2 protein-coding genes (1 of these 2 cut by a window edge) are annotated in these 18,857 nt (G+C 65.0%); both read left to right on the top strand.

The window, feature by feature from the left end:
- The first annotated feature begins 59 nt into the window (after window positions 1-59).
- Window positions 60-15,248 carry an amino acid adenylation domain-containing protein gene (locus OG203_RS03620; protein ID WP_405164219.1) on the top strand — a complete coding sequence of 5,063 codons (15,189 nt, stop codon included), beginning with the start codon at window positions 60-62 and terminating at the stop codon, window positions 15,246-15,248.
- Window positions 15,248-18,857, top strand: the 5' end (the start) of a protein-coding gene (locus OG203_RS03615) for a non-ribosomal peptide synthase/polyketide synthase (protein WP_405167764.1). 17,060 nt of this gene lie beyond the right edge of the window; 3,610 of the gene's 20,670 nt are visible here — the first part of the coding sequence; the start codon lies at window positions 15,248-15,250; its stop codon lies beyond the right edge, outside the window. Before OG203_RS03620 ends, OG203_RS03615 begins: the two co-directional genes overlap by 1 nt.

The raw sequence follows: 18,857 nt of genomic DNA, 5'->3' as shown, positions 1-18,857 counted from the left end.
CCGATCGGCCGGGGGAAGATCGGCACCGCTCAGCAAGGTGATCAGCAAGGGAGTTTGCCATGCAATCCGGTAACAAATCACTGCTGCGCAGTTTGACTTCGATTCAAAAAGAATTGTGGATAGCGAGCGAGCTTTCGGACCTGCCCAACAATTGCATCGTCTATATCGACATTCACGCCGATTTGGAACTCGGTCATTTCGTCACGGCGTTACGGCACGTGTTCGCCGAGTCGGCGGCGCTCACGGTCAACTTCGTCCGAGGCGCCGACGGGCCGATGCAGGTCGAACGCGATATCCGGGATTGGGAGCCCGCCTACCTGGATCTCACCGATAAGCCGGATCCGGTATCGGCCGCGCTCGACTATATGTCCCGAGAACGTCAGGTCGGATTCGATCTCGAGCTGGACGCGCTGTTGAGCGTCGCGCTGCTCGAAGTCGGTGAGCAACACTATTTTCTGACGATGTGTTTCCACCACATCATCATGGACGGTGTCGGTGTTGCCACCTGGGCCCAGCGGGTTCTCGACGTGTACTGCGCGATGGCGGCCGGAACATCCGTTGCGCCTGCGGAATTCGTGTGCGTCGACGATATCATCGAGGGCGATCGTTCGTATCGGCGCAACCAGCAGGCGGCCGATCGTGCGTACTGGCGTCGGCGGATCCCGGCGGGAATCGAGCCGGTCCGACTGCCCGGCAATGCCGACAGCGGCGAGAAGCCGGGTCGAATCGGTTGCACGCATGGCTTTTCGGGCGAGGAGCTCGGTGAGCTGATGAGTTCGGCGCGGTCGATCGGCGTCAAGCTGCCCTATCTCTTGATGTCGGTCGCGACGGCTGCTATCCAGCGCTATGCGTTGAGAGATGAATTCTGCGTACAGATTCCGGTGTCGAACCAATCCGGCATCGCCCGCAATACGCCGTGTCAACTCTCGGATACCGTGCCATTGCTGATCAATTCGGGTAGGGAGCTCTCGCTCGGCGACCTGGCCCAGCGGATCAACGGCACCGTCTCGGATGCCAGAGACCACCTGCGCTACGGCATGTCGGAGATCCGGCGAGACCTGAAAATGCCGAATTCCACGGCGAACCCGTTCGGCCCGGTCATCAACGTCATGTCGTTCTTCGGCGCGCTGGAGATGACGGGCGGCATGGCCGACCTGCAACTCTTCTCGGCCGGCAACAGCGGCGACCTGTCCATCGTCTTCTACTACGAAAGGCAGTCGGCCCGTGGCGGTTACCTGCGGATAGAGGGTGATTCGCAGCTCTATACCGAGGACGATCTGCACACCTATCTTGGATCGATCGCCCGCTATCTGCGGCAGGCGATAGCCGATCCGGGTGCGCCGATCGGGGCGGTGGATATCCTCGGCGCCGAACGCGCGCTGGTCGTCGAGGCGTGGAACGACACGGCGGTGCCGGTCGATCCGGATGCGACGTTGGTTGGGTTGTTCGAGGACCAGGTGAGCAGGGGACCGGACTCGGTGGCGGTGGTGGACGGTGCCGTGCGGCTCTCGTATCGGGAGCTCGATATGCGAGCGGACCGCATCGCGCGGACCTTGATCGAGCATGGGGTGCGCCCGGATAGCGTTGTGGCAGTGGCCTTGCCGAGGTCAGTGGAGCTGATCGTCGCGATAGTGGCGGTATCGAAGGCCGGTGGCGCGTATCTGCCGATCGATCCGACCTATCCCGCCGAAAGGCTGGCGTTCGTCCTCGACGACGCCGCTCCCGTCGCGGTCCTCACCGATATCACCACATCAAAAACACTGCCGCACAGCGGAGTTCCGCTGATCCATCTCGAAGAGGTAGAGCAGTCCGATTGTCTGTTGCCCGCCGCACCACGGCCCGGAAACCTTGCGTACCTGATCTATACGTCCGGCTCCACCGGCACGCCGAAGGGCGTCACGGTCACCCACCGCAACGCGGCATCGTTGTTCCTGAGTGCCGCCCAGTGGACCGAATTCGGTTCCGGCGATGTCTGGGCCTGGTGTCATTCCCAGGCATTCGACTTCTCGGTCTGGGAGATCTGGGGCGCGCTGCTGCACGGCGGCCGGGTCGTCGTCGTGCCGTGGGACGTGGTGCGCACCCCCGCGCAGCTGTGGGATCTGGTGGTCGACGAGGGCGTGACGATCCTCAATCAGACCCCGTCCGCGTTCTACGCACTTGCCGAAGCTCGATCAGCGTCCGGCAAAGCCGATTCCGCCCTGCGCATGGTGATATTCGGCGGCGAGGCGTTGAATCCTGCCCACCTGCGGCCTTGGTACTCCTTCGGTAGTGGTGACGGTCCCGCCCTGGTGAACATGTACGGGATCACCGAAACCACGGTGCACGTAACGAAACTCGACCTGCACGCATCGCACGGCACGCGGAGTGGCAGCCCGATCGGGACTCCGCTGGGGAACATGCGGGTGTACGTGTTGGACTCCTGGCTGGTGCCGGTCCCTGTCGGGGTAGACGGTGAGTTGTACGTGGCCGGTGCGCAATTGGCGCGCGGCTATCACGGCCGGGCGGGGTTGACCGCGGCACGGTTCGTGGCCGACCCGTTCGATACGACCGGTGGCCGGTTGTATCGCACCGGTGACGTGGTGCGCTGGAATACCGCGGGGCAGTTGGAGTTCGTTGGCCGTGCCGATGGTCAGGTGAAGATCCGTGGCTTCCGGGTAGAGCCGGGGGAGGTCGAAATAGTGCTGGCGCACCATCCTTCGGTATCACAGGCGGTGGCAATCGCGCGCGACACCGACGACGGTAAGCAGCTGGTCGGATATGTGGTCGCCGACCGAACCCGCTCGGTCGAGGGCAACGGCCACCGGCTCGACGGGGCACAGGTGCGCCGATTCGCCGCCGAACGGCTGCCGGAATACCTGGTGCCGACCGTGGTGATGGTGATCGACGCGGTGCCATTGACCGCGAACGGGAAACTCGATCGCGGCGCGTTGCCGGTCCCGGAGTTCGCCTCCTCGATGGACTATCGGGCCCCGGCCAGCGAGAGCGAACGCGTCTTGGCCGGGCTGTTCGGTGCGGTGCTCGGACTCGATCGGGTCGGCGTGGACGACAGCTTCTTCGAGTTGGGCGGCCATTCGTTGTCCGCCACTCGCTTGATCAGCCGGATACGAGCCGTACTCGGGGTCGAGGTGCCGATCCGTACCGTCTTCGACGCTCCGACGGTGGCGCAGTTGGTGACTCGGCTCGACACGGATGTGCAGGTGCGTCCGATGCTGTCGGCACGGCCACGCCCGGACGTGATTCCGTTGTCGTTCGCGCAGCGACGGCTGTGGTTCATTCATCGGCTGGAGGGGCCGTCGGCCACCTACAACATGCCGCTGTCCGCGCGGTTGACGGGCGCGTTCGACGCGTCGGCGTTCGCGTCGGCGATCGGCGATATGGTTGCCAGGCACGAGAGCCTGCGCACGGTCTTCATCGAAGCCGACGGCGTCCCGGCCCAGCGGGTACTGGACGCGGACGGCGTCGAAGCACTGGTTTCGGTAATCGACGTCGACCCCGCCGAAGTCGACGCACGAGTGGCCGAGGCGGCGCGGTATCGATTCGACCTGTCCTCCGAAATTCCCATACGCGCCAACGTGTTCCGGTGCGGCCCCGATGAGTGTGTGCTCGTGCTGTTGATCCATCACATCGCCGGTGACGGCTGGTCGGCGGCCACACTGCTGGGTGATCTGTCCGTGGCGTATACGGCCCGCCTCGAACATCGGGCGCCGGGTTGGGGGCCGTTGCCGGTGCAGTACGTCGACTACACGTTGTGGCAGCAGGAATTGCTGGGTTCGCCGACTGAACCGGACAGTGTGCTGTCCAAGCAGTTCGATTACTGGCGAGCTGAACTCGACGGTTTGCCGGAGCAGTTGCGGCTGCCGACAGACCGGCCGCGGCCGAGGGTGGCCAGCTATCGCGGCGACATGGTGTTGTTCGAGATCGATGCTGAGATCCGTGGCGCGGTAGAACGTTTGGCCTCCCGTGAGGGTGCGACGGTGTCGATGGTGCTGCAGTCGGCGCTGGCCGTGTTGTTGTTCAAACTCGGTGCGGGGGAGGACATTCCGATCGGGACCCCGATCGCCGGTCGCACCGATGACGCGCTCACCGATCTCGTCGGGTTCTTCGTCAACACCTGGGTACTGCGCGCAACCGTCTCGCCCGCCGCGTCATTCACCGAGATCCTCGCCGGAGTCAGAGCAAAAGCGTTGGCGGCCTACGAGAATCAAGACGCACCGTTCGAATTGCTCGTCGAGTTGCTCAACCCCGCCCGCTCGGCCGCACACCATCCGCTGTTCCAGGTACTGCTGACCCTGCAGAACAGCACCCTGCCGACCCTCGAACTGCCAGGTGTCGGCGTGGAACCGCTGGCCCCGACCAGCACGACCTCGCGATTCGACCTGACCTTCAATATCGGCGATGCGCCGACCGGTGCACGCAACGATGCCCCGGCCGGTTGGGACGGTTACATCGAATACGCCACCGAGCTGTTCGATCGGTCCACCGTCGAAGCCATGGCGGGACGATTGGTGCGAACACTGCGAAAGATGGTGTCGGACACCGATACCGCAGTCGGCTCGATCGATATCCTCGATACCGACGAACGCGACCTGGTGCTGCACCGGTGGAACAACACCACCGCCTCGATCGACGACAACGCGACCGTGGTCGGAATGTTCCATGAGCAGGTCGTCGCGACCCCGGACGCGGTCGCTGTCCTCTGCGCGGACACGGAGCTGTCGTACAAGGAACTCGATGTCCGAGCCGATCGACTCGCGCAGGTCTTGATCTCGCGCGGCGTCGCCCCCGACACCATCGTCGCGGTGGCGCTGCCTCGGTCCGTGCCGTTGATCGTGGCACTGCTGGCAGTGCTGAAAGCCGGTGGCGGGTATCTGCCGATCGATCCGGCTTATCCCTCGGATCGGCTGGCGTTCATCCTCACCGACGCCGCTCCGGTGGTCATCGTGACCGATCATGACACCGCACAAGCGTTGCCGCACAACACAATACCGCGCCTCTACCCCGACGCACTCGATACCACCGGCATGACCGGTGGCGACCGGACCGTCTCGGTACGGAGCGACAATCTGGCGTATCTGATCTACACGTCAGGCTCGACCGGTGTGCCCAAAGGTGTTGCCGTCACGCACCGTAACGTCGCGAACCTGGCTGCTCAGGCGTGGGCGGCCGGACCCGGCGAACGGGTACTTGTGCATTCCTCGATCGCGTTCGATGCCTCGACCTACGAGATCTGGCCCGCGTTGACCAGCGGTGGCGCGATCGTGCTCGCCACTGAGCAGCGGTCGGATCCGGCCGAGATCGCCGCACTCGTCGCCGCTCGGTCGGTGACGAAGATGTTCTCGACACCGGCATTGCTCTCGGTGCTCCTCGACCGGGTCGAAGCATTGCCCGACAACCCATTCGAGAGCCTGACCCAGGTAATTGCCGGTGGCGCCGAACTCACCTCCGGGTTGGCACGCCGACTGAATACCAGCACCGCCGGTGTGCGGGTGACCAACGGTTACGGTCCGACGGAGACCACCGTGTTCGCCACGGTGTTCGCGGCCGATGTCGTGTCCGACCGCGATACGACGGTGCCGATCGGCTCCGCGTTGGCCAATGTGCGTGTATTCGTGCTGGATTCGTGGTTGATGCCGGTTCCCGTTGGCGTGGCCGGTGAGTTGTATGTGGCCGGTGCGCAGTTGGCGCGGGGCTATCACGAGCGGGCGGGATTGACCGCAGCGCGGTTCGTGGCCGATCCGTTCGACCAGGCCGGTGGCCGGTTGTACCGCACCGGTGATGTGGTGCGCTGGAACAGCACCGGGCAGCTGGAGTTCGCGGGCCGGGTGGACGATCAGGTCAAGATCCGAGGCTTCAGAGTAGAGCCCGGCGAGGTCGAAACGGTTCTGGCGCAACACCCTTCGGTGTCCAACGCGGTGTTGGTTGCCCGCGACACCGACGGCGGTAAGCAGCTCGTCGGGTACGTTGTGGCTACCGCGAACGGTCTCGCGGGTGCGGACGTGCGCGGGTTCGCCGCCGAGCGGCTGCCGGAGTACATGGTGCCGACCGTGATCATGGTGATCGACTCGGTGCCATTGACCGCCAACGGCAAACTCGATCGCGCGGCGCTGCCGGAGCCGGAGTTGGTGTCCTCGGTGCGGTATCGAGCGCCGGGCACCCTCCAGGAACAGATGCTGGCCGCGCTGTTCGCCGAGATCCTCGGACGTGACCGGGTGGGGGTGGATGACAGTTTCTTCGAGTTGGGTGGCCACTCATTGCTGGCCACCCGCTTGGCCAGCCGGATTCGGGTGGTGCTCGGGGTCGAGGTGCCGATCAGAACGGTCTTCGACGCTCCGACGGTGGCGCAGTTGGCGACTCGGCTCGATGCCGGTGTGCGGATACGTCCCGCGTTGTCGATTCGGCAACGGCCGGCAGTGGTCCCGCTGTCGTACGCGCAACAGCGGCTGTGGTTCATCCACCGGCTGGAGGGCCCCTCGGCCACCTACAACATGGCGTTGGCGGTACGGCTGTACGGGGTGGATGTGTCGGCGCTGACCGCCGCGGTCAATGATGTCATTACCCGGCACGAGAGCCTGCGCACGATCTTCGTCACCGCCGACGGTGTGCCGTCTCAGCGGGTACTCGATCCCGGCAGTATCGAGGTGCCGGTCACGGTGATCGAGAAGAACCCTGCCGAGTTGGATGCGGCGGTAACGGCCGCAGTGCGGTACGGGTTCGACCTGTCCTCGGAAATCCCGATCCGTGCCGACGTGTTCCGCTGCGGTGCCGACGAATTCGTCGGCGTGCTACTGATCCATCACATTGCCGGTGACGGCTGGTCGCTGACCCCGCTGCTGGTCGACCTGTCGGTGGCCTACGCCGCGCGCCGCGAACATCGGCCGCCGGGATGGCGGCCGCTGCCGGTGCAGTACGTGGATTACACGCTGTGGCAACGGGAATGGCTTGGCTCGCCGGACGATCCGGACAGCGTGCTTTCGCAGCAGTTCAACTACTGGCGCGCCGAACTCGACGGTGTGCCTGAGCAATTGCGCTTGCCGACCGATCGGCCGCGGCCGCGGGTGGCCAGCTATCGCGGGGATGTGGTGCCGTTCGACATCGACTCGTCGCTGCGGGCCGAGGTGGCACGGTTGGCCGCTCGTGACGGCGCGACGGTGTCGATGGTGTTGCAGTCGGCGCTGGCGGTGCTGTTGTTCAAACTCGGTGCGGGAGAGGATATCCCGATCGGAGCCCCGATCGCGGGTCGTACCGATGAGGCGTTGGCCGATCTGGTCGGCTTCTTCGTCAACACGTGGGTGCTGCGCACAACCGTCACTCCGGCAGCGTCTTTCACGGAGGTGCTCGCCGGGGTCAGGGCGAAAGCGTTGGCCGGATACGAGAATCAGGATATTCCGTTCGAGTTGCTGGTCGAGCTGCTCAATCCGACCCGATCCGCGGCGCATCATCCGTTGTTCCAGGTGTCGTTGGCATTTCAGAACAACACCCTGCCCGCGCTGAAGTTGTCGGGGGTGCGGATCGAGCCTTACCCCGCGTCGCTGGCGGCCTCGCGATTCGATCTGTTCTTCAATGTCGCCGATGCGCCCGCCGGTCAGCCGTGGAACGGGTTCGTCGAGTACGCGACCGAGTTGTTCGATCGGTCAACGGTCGAGGCGATGACGGCGCGATTCCTGCGAATACTGCGGCGGATCGTATCGGCGCCGGACGCGCCGGTGGGTTGGATCGATGTCCTCGATACCGTCGAACGCGACGTGGTGTTGCGGCAGTGGAACGACACCACCGTCGAAGTCCCAGACGTCACCCTGGTCGGGTTGATTCAGGCACAGGTGGCGCGGACGCCGGACGCGGTCGCGGTGGTCTGCGGCGATACAGAGCTGACATACCGGGATCTCGCTATCCGAGCTGACCGGCTCGCGCACGTCTTGATCGCGCGTGGGGTGGGTCCGGACAGCATTGTCGCGGTGGCGTTGCCACGGTCCGTGGACCTGATCGTGGCGTTGCTCGGCGTGTTGACGGCTGGCGGCGGGTATCTGCCGATCGATCCGGCGTACCCCTCGGATCGACTGTCGTTCGTCCTCGCCGACGCTGCGCCGATCGCCATCGTGACCGATCCGGAAACGGCACACGCATTGCCGCACAGCGCAATACCGCATCTTTATCTCGACACCGCCGGTGCTGAGGATGTTGTCGGTGTGGTCGCGGCGGGGCCACTGAATCTGGCATACGTGATCTACACGTCCGGTTCCACCGGTGTGCCGAAAGGTGTTGGTATCACGCACCGGAACGTGGTGAATCTGGTCGCTCAAGCCTGGTCGGCTGGTCCCGAGGACCGGGTGTTGCTGCATTCCTCGATCGCGTTCGACGCCTCCACCTACGAGATCTGGCCCGCACTGTGCGGTGGCGCCACGTTGGTGGTGGCCGGTGAGCAGCGTTCGGATCTGGTGGAGATCACCCGACTGGTCGAGACCCGTTCGGTGACAAAGATGTTCGCGACACCGCCCCTGCTGTCGGCACTGGTCGACCACGCGGAGTCATTGCCCGACAATCCGTTCCAGAGTTTGCGGCAGGTGAATACCGGCGCCGACACACTCACCACCGCGCTGGTCGACGCGTTGAAAGCCAAGTGCGGGATCACTCGGATCGACAACCTCTACGGCCCGACCGAGGCCACGGTCGATGTCACCGCCTATCGCGTGCCCACCGACGTCGCTGGCGCAGTGGTGCCGATCGGTACGCCGGTGGCCAATACGCGAGTGTTCGTACTGGATTCGTGGCTGGTGCCGGTTCCGGTCGGGGTCGCTGGCGAGCTGTACGTCGCCGGTTCCCAGTTGGCGCGTGGTTATCACGGCCGCGCGGGATTCACCGCCGCCCGGTTCGTGGCCGACCCCTTCGACCCGACCGGCGGCCGGTTGTATCGAACCGGTGATGTGGTGCGCTGGAATAGCGCCGGGCAGTTGGAATTCGCGGGCCGCGCCGACGATCAGGTCAAGATCCGCGGCTTCCGCGTCGAACCCGGTGAAGTCGAAACGGTTCTGGCCCAACATCCTTCGGTATCTCAGGCGGTTGTGGTTGCCCGCGACACCGACACCGGCGGCAAGCAGCTGGTCGGATACGTGGTCGCCGACCGATCGCGGCCGATCGGTGCCGAAGACGAACTGGTGGGGCAGTGGCAACGTGTATATGACGACCTTTACTCCGGAGTCGACACCGGGAAAGAGGCTGACACCCACCGTATTTCCGACAGCATCGCCGGATTCGGCGCGGACTTCGGCGGTTGGGACAGCAGCTACACCGGGACACCGATCCCGATCGAGCAGATGCGTGAATGGCGCTCGGCCACGGTCGACCGTATCCGAGGCCTGAAACCCAGACGGGTGCTCGAGATCGGTGTCGGCTCGGGCCTGCTGTTCGCGCAGCTGGCCCCCGACTGTGACGAATACTGGGCAACCGACTTCTCCGCCGCGACCATCGCCACGCTGCAACAACAGGTGGCCGAACTCGACACGCGATGGACCGATCGGGTCGTCCTGCGGGCCCAGCCGGCCGATGACGCCACCGGATTGCCGGAAAGCCATTTCGACACCGTGGTGCTGAACTCCGTCATCCAGTACTTCCCCAGCCAGAACTACCTGCATACCGTCCTCGAACAGGTACTGGGACTGCTGGCTCCCGGTGGCGCGGTGTTCGTCGGCGACGTCCGCAATCTGGCGCTGCTCGAACAGTTCACGACCGCGGTGCAGATCAGCCGCAATGGCGGCGACGACCCCATCGCGGTGGGTGACCGCGTCCGTCGAGACATGGCCGCCGAGCAAGAACTGCTGCTGGCACCGGAGTACTTCCTGAGCTTGTGCAGCGACGCGACCGGGTTCGATGCCGTCGACATCCAGCTCAAACGCGGATTCTCGGTCAACGAGTTGACCAGATACCGATACGACGTGGTCCTGCACAAGGCTCCGACGAAGCCACTGTCGGTTGCCGAAACTCCGAAAGTCAGCTTCCAGGGCCATGATTGGTTGCGCACCCTGTTGCGCACCCGGCATCGCGACGGCGTTCGCGTCACCGGCATCCCGCACGCCGGACTGGTCGGCCAGCTCGAGGCCACCCACCGAATCCAAGCGGGCCTGCCCGGCACCAGCACCGACGCACTCGGCGTCGATTTCGAAGGAATCCTCGACACCGACCGGGCGGGCGCGGGTCTGCTGCCCGAGGACCTGCACATGCTCGGCCAGCAATGCGGACACCGGACCGCGGTCACATGGTCCGCGGCGCCGGATCAGATGGACGCGGTCTTCATCGACCTCGAGACGGCACAGGGCCAACCACTGACCGACGTGTACACGGCCGCGACGCCCGTGGACGATCCCACCGCGTACGCCAACAACCCCCAGGCCGGTCTGCTTGCCGCCGACGTGCGCCGCTGGGTGACCGATCGGTTGCCCGAGTTCATGGTGCCCGCCACGGTCATGGTGCTCGACGCGGTCCCGTTGACCGCCAGCGGCAAGCTCGATCGCGCGGCACTGCCGGATCCCGAATTCGCCTCCGCACTGGAGTACCGGGCCCCACGCACCGAGCGCGAGCGGGTCCTCGCCGAACTGTTCGCCGAGATCCTCGGACTCGACCGGGTCGGTATCGACGACAGCTTCTTCGCATTGGGTGGTCATTCACTGTTGGCCACCCGCCTGGTCAGCCGGATTCGGGTGGTGCTCGGTGTCGAGGTGCCGATCCGCACGGTCTTCGACGCGCCGACCGTCGCGGAGTTGGCGACCCGGCTCGATGCGGAAGTGCAGGTGCGTCCCGCGCTGATGGTTCGGCCGCGCCCGGACGTGATCCCGCTGTCGTTCGCCCAGCGGCGATTGTGGTTCATCCACCGGCTCGAAGGGCCTTCCGCCACTTACAACATGGCGCTGGCGGTGCGTCTGCACGGGGTGGATGTCTCGGTGCTGAGTGCCGCGATCGGTGATGTCGTCGCCAGGCACGAGAGTCTGCGCACGATCTTCGTCGACGCCGACGGTGTGCCGTCGCAGCGGATACTCGATGCCGACAGCGTCGAGGTGCCGGTGCGCGTCACCGACGTGGATTCCGCCGAGGTGGACGCGGCGGTCACCGCGGCGGTGCGCTACGGATTCGATCTGTCCTCGGAAATCCCCCTGCGCGCCACCGTATTCCGGTGTGGCCCCGACGAATGCGTCGCCGCGATATTGATCCACCACATCGCCGGTGATGGCTGGTCGATGACGCCGCTGCTGCGGGATCTCTCGGTGGCCTACGCCGCGCGCCTCGAATATCGGGCGCCGACCTGGGAGCCGTTGCCGGTGCAGTACGTGGATTACACACTGTGGCAACAGGAATGGCTGGGATCGTCCGACGACCCGGACAGCGTGCTGGCGCAGCAGTTCAACTACTGGCGCGCCGAACTCGACGAGTTGCCGGACCAGTTGCGGTTGCCGACCGATCGTCCGCGTCCGCTGGTGGCCAGCTATCGCGGGGACATGGTGCTGTTCGGGATCGATCCCGAGATCCGTACCGCGGTGGAGCAATTGGCGGGTCGGGAGGGTGCGACGGTATCGATGGTGTTGCAGTCGGCACTGGCGGTGCTGTTGTTCAAACTCGGTGCGGGCGAAGACATTCCGATTGGATCGCCGATCGCCGGTCGCACCGACGAGGCGTTGACCGATCTGGTCGGCTTCTTCGTGAACACCTGGGTGCTGCGGGCGCGGGTGTCTCCGGCAGCCTCGTTCACCGAGCTGCTGAGTCAGGTCAGGGCAAAAGCGCTGGCGGGGTATGAGAATCAGGATGTTCCGTTCGAGCTGCTCGTCGAGCTGCTCAACCCGGCCCGTTCGGCGGCGCATCACCCGTTGTTCCAGGTGTCCTTGGCATTTCAGAACAACACCCTGCCGGACCTCGAACTGTCCGGGGCGCGAATCCAGCCCTATATCGCGACCACCGCGACCTCGCGGTTCGACCTGTTCTTCAACGTCGCCGACGCTCCGGCCGGTGAGCAGTGGAACGGGCTCGTCGAGTACGCGAGCGAGCTGTTCGACCGGCCAACGGTCGAGGCGATGGTGGCCAGGTTCGTGCGGATACTGCGGCGGATCGTGTCCGACCCGGGTGCGGCGGTGGGTTCGATCGATGTTCTCGATACCGACGAACGCGAGCTGGTGCTGCACCGGTGGAACAACGCCACCGTCGCGGCCCCCGACACCACCGTGGTGGGGTTGATTCAGGCACAGGTCGCGCGGACACCGAACGCGGTCGCCGTCAGCTGCGGTGATACCGAGATCTCGTATCGGGAACTCGCCACTCGCGCTGATCAATTGGCTCGCGTGCTGGTCTCGCATGGGGTTGGCCCCGACAGCATTGTCGCGGTCGCGCTGCCCAGATCCGCGGACCTGATCATGGCATTGGTGGCGGTATTGAAAGCTGGTGGTGGGTATCTGCCGATCGATCCGGCTTATCCCTCAGATCGGCTGGCATTCATTCTCACCGACGCCGCTCCGGTAGTCGTCATTACCGACTCTGTCACCGCGAACCTGCTGCCGCACACGTCGGCATCGTGCGTCTACCTCGATGGCGCGGACGTGTGGGACCAGCCCGGTGCGGATCGGATTGCCGAGGTGTGCCAACAGAATTTGGCCTATGTGATCTATACCTCGGGTTCTACCGGTGTTCCGAAAGGTGTTGGTATCACGCACCATAACGTCGAAAACCTGGTCGCCTCCGCATGGTCGACGTCTCCCGATGATCGGGTGTTGGCGCATTCCTCGATCGCGTTCGATGCGTCGACCTATGAGATTTGGCCTGCGTTGTGTGGTGGTGCCACGGTGGTGGTTGCCGGTGAGCAGCGTTCGGATCTGGTGGAGATCACGGGGTTGATCGCTGCTCGGTCGGTGACGAAGATGTTCGCGACGCCACCGCTGTTGTCGGCGTTGGCCGATCACGTCGATTCCCTGCCCGACAACCCTTTGCGGTCATTGAGCAGGGTGATCGTCGGCGGTGCCGAGCTGACAGCGGATGTCGTCGGCAAGCTGAATGCGAAGTACGCCGGTGCTCGAGTAACGAATGGTTACGGGCCGACCGAAACTACCGCGTGCGTCATCGATTACGACGCTGTGGATGTTCGCGAGGGTGCTGTACCGATCGGTGTGCCGGTGGCCAATACGCGGGTCTTCGTATTGGACCCATGGCTGGTACCGGTTCCGATCGGGGTCGCCGGTGAGTTGTATGTCGCCGGTGCCCAATTGGGGCGCGGCTATCGCGGCAGGGCGGGGTTGACCGCCGCCCGGTTCGTGGCCGATCCGTTCGATTCGTCCGGCGGCGGGCGGTTGTATCGGACCGGCGACGTGGTGCGTTGGACAGCGGCCGGAGTGTTGGAGTTCGCGGGCCGGGTCGATGATCAGGTCAAGATCCGAGGCTTCCGGGTGGAACCCGGCGAAGTCGAAACGGCTCTGGCCCAACATCCTTCGGTCTCCCAAGCGGTAGTCGTCGCGCGCGACACCGACACCGGCGGCAAGCAGCTCGTCGGATACGTTGTCGCGGATCGATCAGGCCCCGTCGTCGCCGAGGACGAACTGGTTGGACAGTGGCGCCGGGTGTACGACGACCTGTACGCCGGAGCCGGGAACGGCAACGGCAAGTCGAATGGCGCTCGAGCTGTCGCCGGATTCGGCGCGGATTTCGGCGGCTGGAACAGCAGCTACACCGGGGCGCCGATTCCGCTCGAGCAGATGCGCGAGTGGCGCTCGGCCACCGTCGACCGCATCCGGGAGTTGGGTCCGCGACGGGTCCTCGAGATCGGCGTCGGATCGGGATTGCTGTTGTCGCAGCTGGCACCCGACTGTGCGGAGTACTGGGCGACGGACCTCTCGACCGCGACCATCGCCACCCTGCGCCAGCAGTTGGCTGAGCTGAACCCGGTGTGGGTCGATCGTGTCGCGCTGAGCGCGCAGGCGGCCGATGATCCCACCGGACTGCCGGACGGCTATTTCGACACCGTGGTGTTGAACTCCGTCGCACAGTACTTCCCGGGTGAACGGTACCTGCGTCGAGTCCTCGCGCAGGTGCTGCGGCTGCTGGCTCCCGGCGGCGCGGTGTTCATCGGCGATGTCCGCAATCTGGCTCTGCTGGAGGAGTTCACCACCGCGGTACACCTCAGTCGCCACGGCGGGGACGACCCGGCGGTGGTCGGTGATCGAGTGCGACGAGACATGTCCGCCGAACGAGAACTGCTTGTCGCACCGGAGTACTTCCTGTCACTGCGCGACGGCGAGACCGGGTTCGATGCCGTCGATATCCAACTCAAACGCGGCTTCTCGATCAACGAGCTGACCCGGTACCGCTACGACGTGGTCCTGCACAAGACTCGGGCGAACCAACGCTCGGTCGCCGACATCCCGAAAGTCGATTTCCGCGACCATGATTCGCTGTGCACGCTCCTGCACACCGAACACCCCGACGGCATTCGCGTCACCGGAATACCGCATGCCGGACTGACCGGGCAGATCGACGCGGTGCACCGAATCCGGACCGGTCACTCGGTGTCTGTCAACGGCCGAACCGATCCGCTCGCAGCGGATTTCGAGGGCTTCCTCGATTCCATCGCGGACCGGGCGGGAGCGGGTTTGCTGCCCGAAGACCTGTATCTCCTCGGCCAGCAACGCGGATACACCACCGCGGTCACCTGGTCCACGAAACCGGGCCACATGGATGCGGTCTTCCTCGACGCCGCGACAGCGGAGGGCCAAGCACTGACCGACGTGTATCTGCCATCCGAGGTGCTAGCTGACCCGGCCGCCTACGCCAACAGCCCCCAGGACACCCTCCTGCCCGCCAGCGTGCGCGGATTCGTCGCCGAGCGACTGCCCGATTTCATGGTCCCGACGGTGGTGATGGTGATCGACGCGGTCCCGTTGACGGCGAACGGAAAGCTCGATCGCGGGGCACTGCCTGATCCGGAGTTGTTGTCCGCGAGGGCGTATCGAGCACCGCGCACCGAGCGAGAAAAGACCTTGACCGAGTTGTTCACCGAGATACTCGGCGTCGGCCGGGTCGGTGTCGATGACAGTTTCTTCGCACTGGGCGGGCATTCACTGTTGGCTACCCGGCTGGCCAGTCGGATCCGGGCGGTGATGGGCGTCGAGGTGCCCATCAAGGTGATGTTCGAGGCCGCGACCGTCGCCCAGCTCGCCGGTAGGTGGGCCCAGCTGGCGCCCTCGCGCCGACCAGCTCTTCGCAGAATGAATCGAGAGGTGGGTCTGTGATGATTCCATTGTCGTTTGCGCAGCGGCGGTTGTGGTTCATCCACCGGCTGGAGGGGCCGTCGGCGACCTACAACATGCCGTTGACGGTTCGGTTGACGGGTGTATTCGATGCGTCGGCTTTCGCGGCCGCGGTCGGTGATGTGGTTGCCAGGCACGAGAGTTTGCGCACGATCTTCGTGGAAGTCGATGGCGTGCCCGGCCAGGAAGTGATCGACACCGACCGCGTCGAGATACCGGTGACGATCGCGGAGGTGGATCCCGCCGAGTTGGATGCGGCGGTGACCGCGGCGGCACGGTACGCGTTCGATCTTTCGACGGAAATCCCGTTACGCGCCAACGTGTTCCGCTATGGACCCGATCAGTGTGTGGTGATGTTGCTGATTCATCACATCGCCGGTGACGGCTGGTCGATGGCGCCGCTGCTGCGGGATCTGTCGGTGGCGTACGCGGCTCGCCGATCCGGGCGGGAACCGGGGTGGGAGCCGCTGCCGGTGCAGTACGTGGATTACACGCTGTGGCAGCAGGAACTGCTTGGTTCGCAGTCCGATCCCGGCAGTGTGCTGTCGCAGCAGTTCGAGTACTGGCGCGGTGAACTCGACGGTGTGCCGGAACAGTTGCGGTTGCCGACGGATCGGCCGCGGCCCCGGGTGGCCAGTTATCACGGGGACATGGTGGTTCTCCGGGTCGATCCGGAGACCCGGACCGCGGTGGAACGATTGGCCGCTCGTGAGGGCGCGACGGTATCGATGGTGTTGCAGTCGGCATTGGCGGTGCTGCTGTGCAAACTCGGTGCGGGAGAGGATATCCCGATCGGGTCGCCGATCGCCGGGCGCACCGACGACGCTCTGACCGATCTGGTCGGCTTCTTCGTCAACACGTGGGTATTGCGGGCGAAAGTGGTTCCCGCGGCGTCGTTTACCGAGATCGTTGGTCAGGTCAGGGCGAAAGCGTTGGCCGCCTACGGGAATCAGGACATCCCGTTCGAGTTGCTGGTCGAGTTGCTCAACCCGGCCCGCTCGGCGGCGCATCATCCGCTGTTCCAGGTACTGCTGAGCGTCCAGAACAACACCGCGCCGAACCTGGAGTTGGCGGGGGTCGAGTTCGAACCCTATGCCCTCGCCGCGATGACCTCGCAATTCGATCTGACCTTCAACATCGGCGATGCCGCCGCCTCAACCGGGTGGGACGTGTACGTCGAATACGCCACCGATCTGTTCGACCGGTCGACGATCGAGGCGATGGTGGCGCGGTTGGTTCGGCTACTGCGGCTGTCGGTGTCGGATCCGGATGTTCCGGTGGGGGCGATCGATGTTCTCGATGCCGGCGAACGCGAGTTGGTGCTGCATCGGTGGAACGACACCACCGTCCCGGCGGACCCGGACGTCACCGTGGTCGGCCTGTTCCAGGCGCAGGTCGCTCGGACACCGGATGCTGTCGCGGTGGTGTGCGCCGGCGCCGAGGTGACCTATCGGGAACTCGATGCCCGCTCCGCCGGGGTGGCGCGGGTGCTGACCCCGCGTGGGGTCGGCCCGGATGGTGTTGTCGCGGTGGCATTGCCGCGATCGATCGAGTTGATCGTGGCCTTGCTCGGGGTGCTGAAGGCTGGCGGTGCGTATCTGCCGATCGATCCGGGATATCCCTCGGACCGCTTGACATTCGTTCTCGCCGATGCGGCGCCGGTTGTTGTCGTGACCGATCCCGCAACCGCAAATACGTTGCCGCATAACGAGGTACCGCAGCTCTACCTCGAAGCGACCGGTGACCGGACTGAGTTGGATCGGATCATCCCGATACGTCCGCAGAATTTGGCGTATGTGATCTATACGTCGGGTTCCACCGGCGTTCCGAAAGGTGTTGGCATCACGCACCGTAACGTGGTGAGCCTGGTCGCTCAGGCGTGGTCTACCGGGTCCGAGGATCGGGTGCTGGTGCATTCGTCGGTCGCCTTCGATGCCTCGACCTATGAGATCTGGCCCGCGTTGTGTGGTGGCGCGACGTTAGTGGTGGCCGGTGAGCAGCGTTCGGATCTGGTGGAGATCACCCGGCTGGTCGAGACCCATTTGGTGACAAAGATGTTCGCGACACCGCCGCTGTTGGCGGCGTTGGTCGACCATGTGGAGTTGTTGCCCGACAATCCTTTCCAGAGCTTGCGGCAGGTGAACACCGGAGCCGACACACTCACCACCGCGCTGGTCGACGCGCTGAAAGCCAAGTGCGGGGTAGATCGGGTCGACAACCTCTACGGCCCGACCGAAGCCACGGTCGATGTGACCTCCTTCGTCGTGCCCGATGACGTAGCGGGTGCGGTGGTGCCGATCGGTGCACCGGTGGCCAATACGCGGGTGTTTGTGCTGGATTCGTGGCTGGTGCCGGTACCGATCGGGGTCCCCGGCGAGTTGTATGTCGCCAGTTCGCAGCTGGCGCGGGGTTATCACGGCCGACCCGGGTTGACCGCGGCGCGGTTCGTGGCCGATCCGTTCGATCCGGCCGGTGGTCGGTTGTATCGCACCGGTGATGTGGTGCGCTGGACCGCGGCGGGGATCCTCGAGTTCGCGGGCCGGGTCGATGATCAGGTCAAGATCCGTGGCTTCCGCGTCGAACCCGGCGAGGTCGAAACCGTGCTGGCGCAACATCCGTCGGTGTCACAAGCGGTGGTTGTCGCGCGCGAATCCAGTGGCGGCAAGCAGCTGGTCGGGTACGTGGTCGCGGACCGAACCAGCTCGGTCGACGGCATCCGCCGGTTCGCCGCCGAGCGGCTGCCGGACTTCATGGTGCCCGCGGTGGTGATGGTGATCGACTCCGTGCCATTGACGAGGAACGGGAAACTGGATCGCGCGGCATTGCCGATCCCGGAACTCAGGTCAACGGTGCCGTACCGGGCGCCGGGCACCCTGCAAGAACAGATGCTGGCCGCGTTGTACGCCGAAATCCTCGGGCTGGACCGGGTCGGCATCGACGACAGTTTCTTCGCGCTGGGCGGGCACTCTTTGCTGGCCACCCGCCTGGTCAGCCGGATTCGGGTGGTGCTCGGTGTCGAGGTGCCGATTCGGACCGTCTTCGACGCTCCGACGGTGGCGCAATTGGCGACCCGGCTCGGCGACCGTGCCCAGCTGCGTCCGTCGTTGCTGGCCAGGCCGCGTCCGGACGTGATTCCGCTGTCCTTCGCGCAGCGGCGGCTGTGGTTCATTCACCGGCTCGAAGGGCCCTCCGCTACCTACAACATGCCGATGGTGGCGCGGCTGCACGGGGTGGACGTCTCGGTGTTGAGCGCGGCGATCGGTGATGTGGTTGCCCGGCATGAGAGTCTGCGTACGATCTTCGTCGAAGCCGACGGTGTTCCGGCTCAGCGGGTGCTCGATGCGGACAAAGTCGAAGTGCCGGTCAGCGTCACCGATGTCGACCACGTCGACGTGGATGCGGCGGTGACCGCTGCGGTGCGCTACGGAATCGATCTGCTGTCGGAAATTCCTATACGCGCCAGTGTGTTTCGGTATGGCCACGACGAGTGTGTGCTGGTCTTGCTGATCCATCACATTGCGGGTGACGGCTGGTCAGCGGCGCCGCTGCTGCGGGACTTGTCGGTGGCCTACGCCGCACGCCTCGAGGATC

Origin of the sequence: Nocardia sp. NBC_01499, assembly GCF_045040275.1 — a bacterium.
GTDB lineage: Bacteria > Actinomycetota > Actinomycetes > Mycobacteriales > Mycobacteriaceae > Nocardia.
Note: the sequence above shows the minus strand (reverse complement) of the source record. Positions and strands in the feature narration are given on the sequence as shown.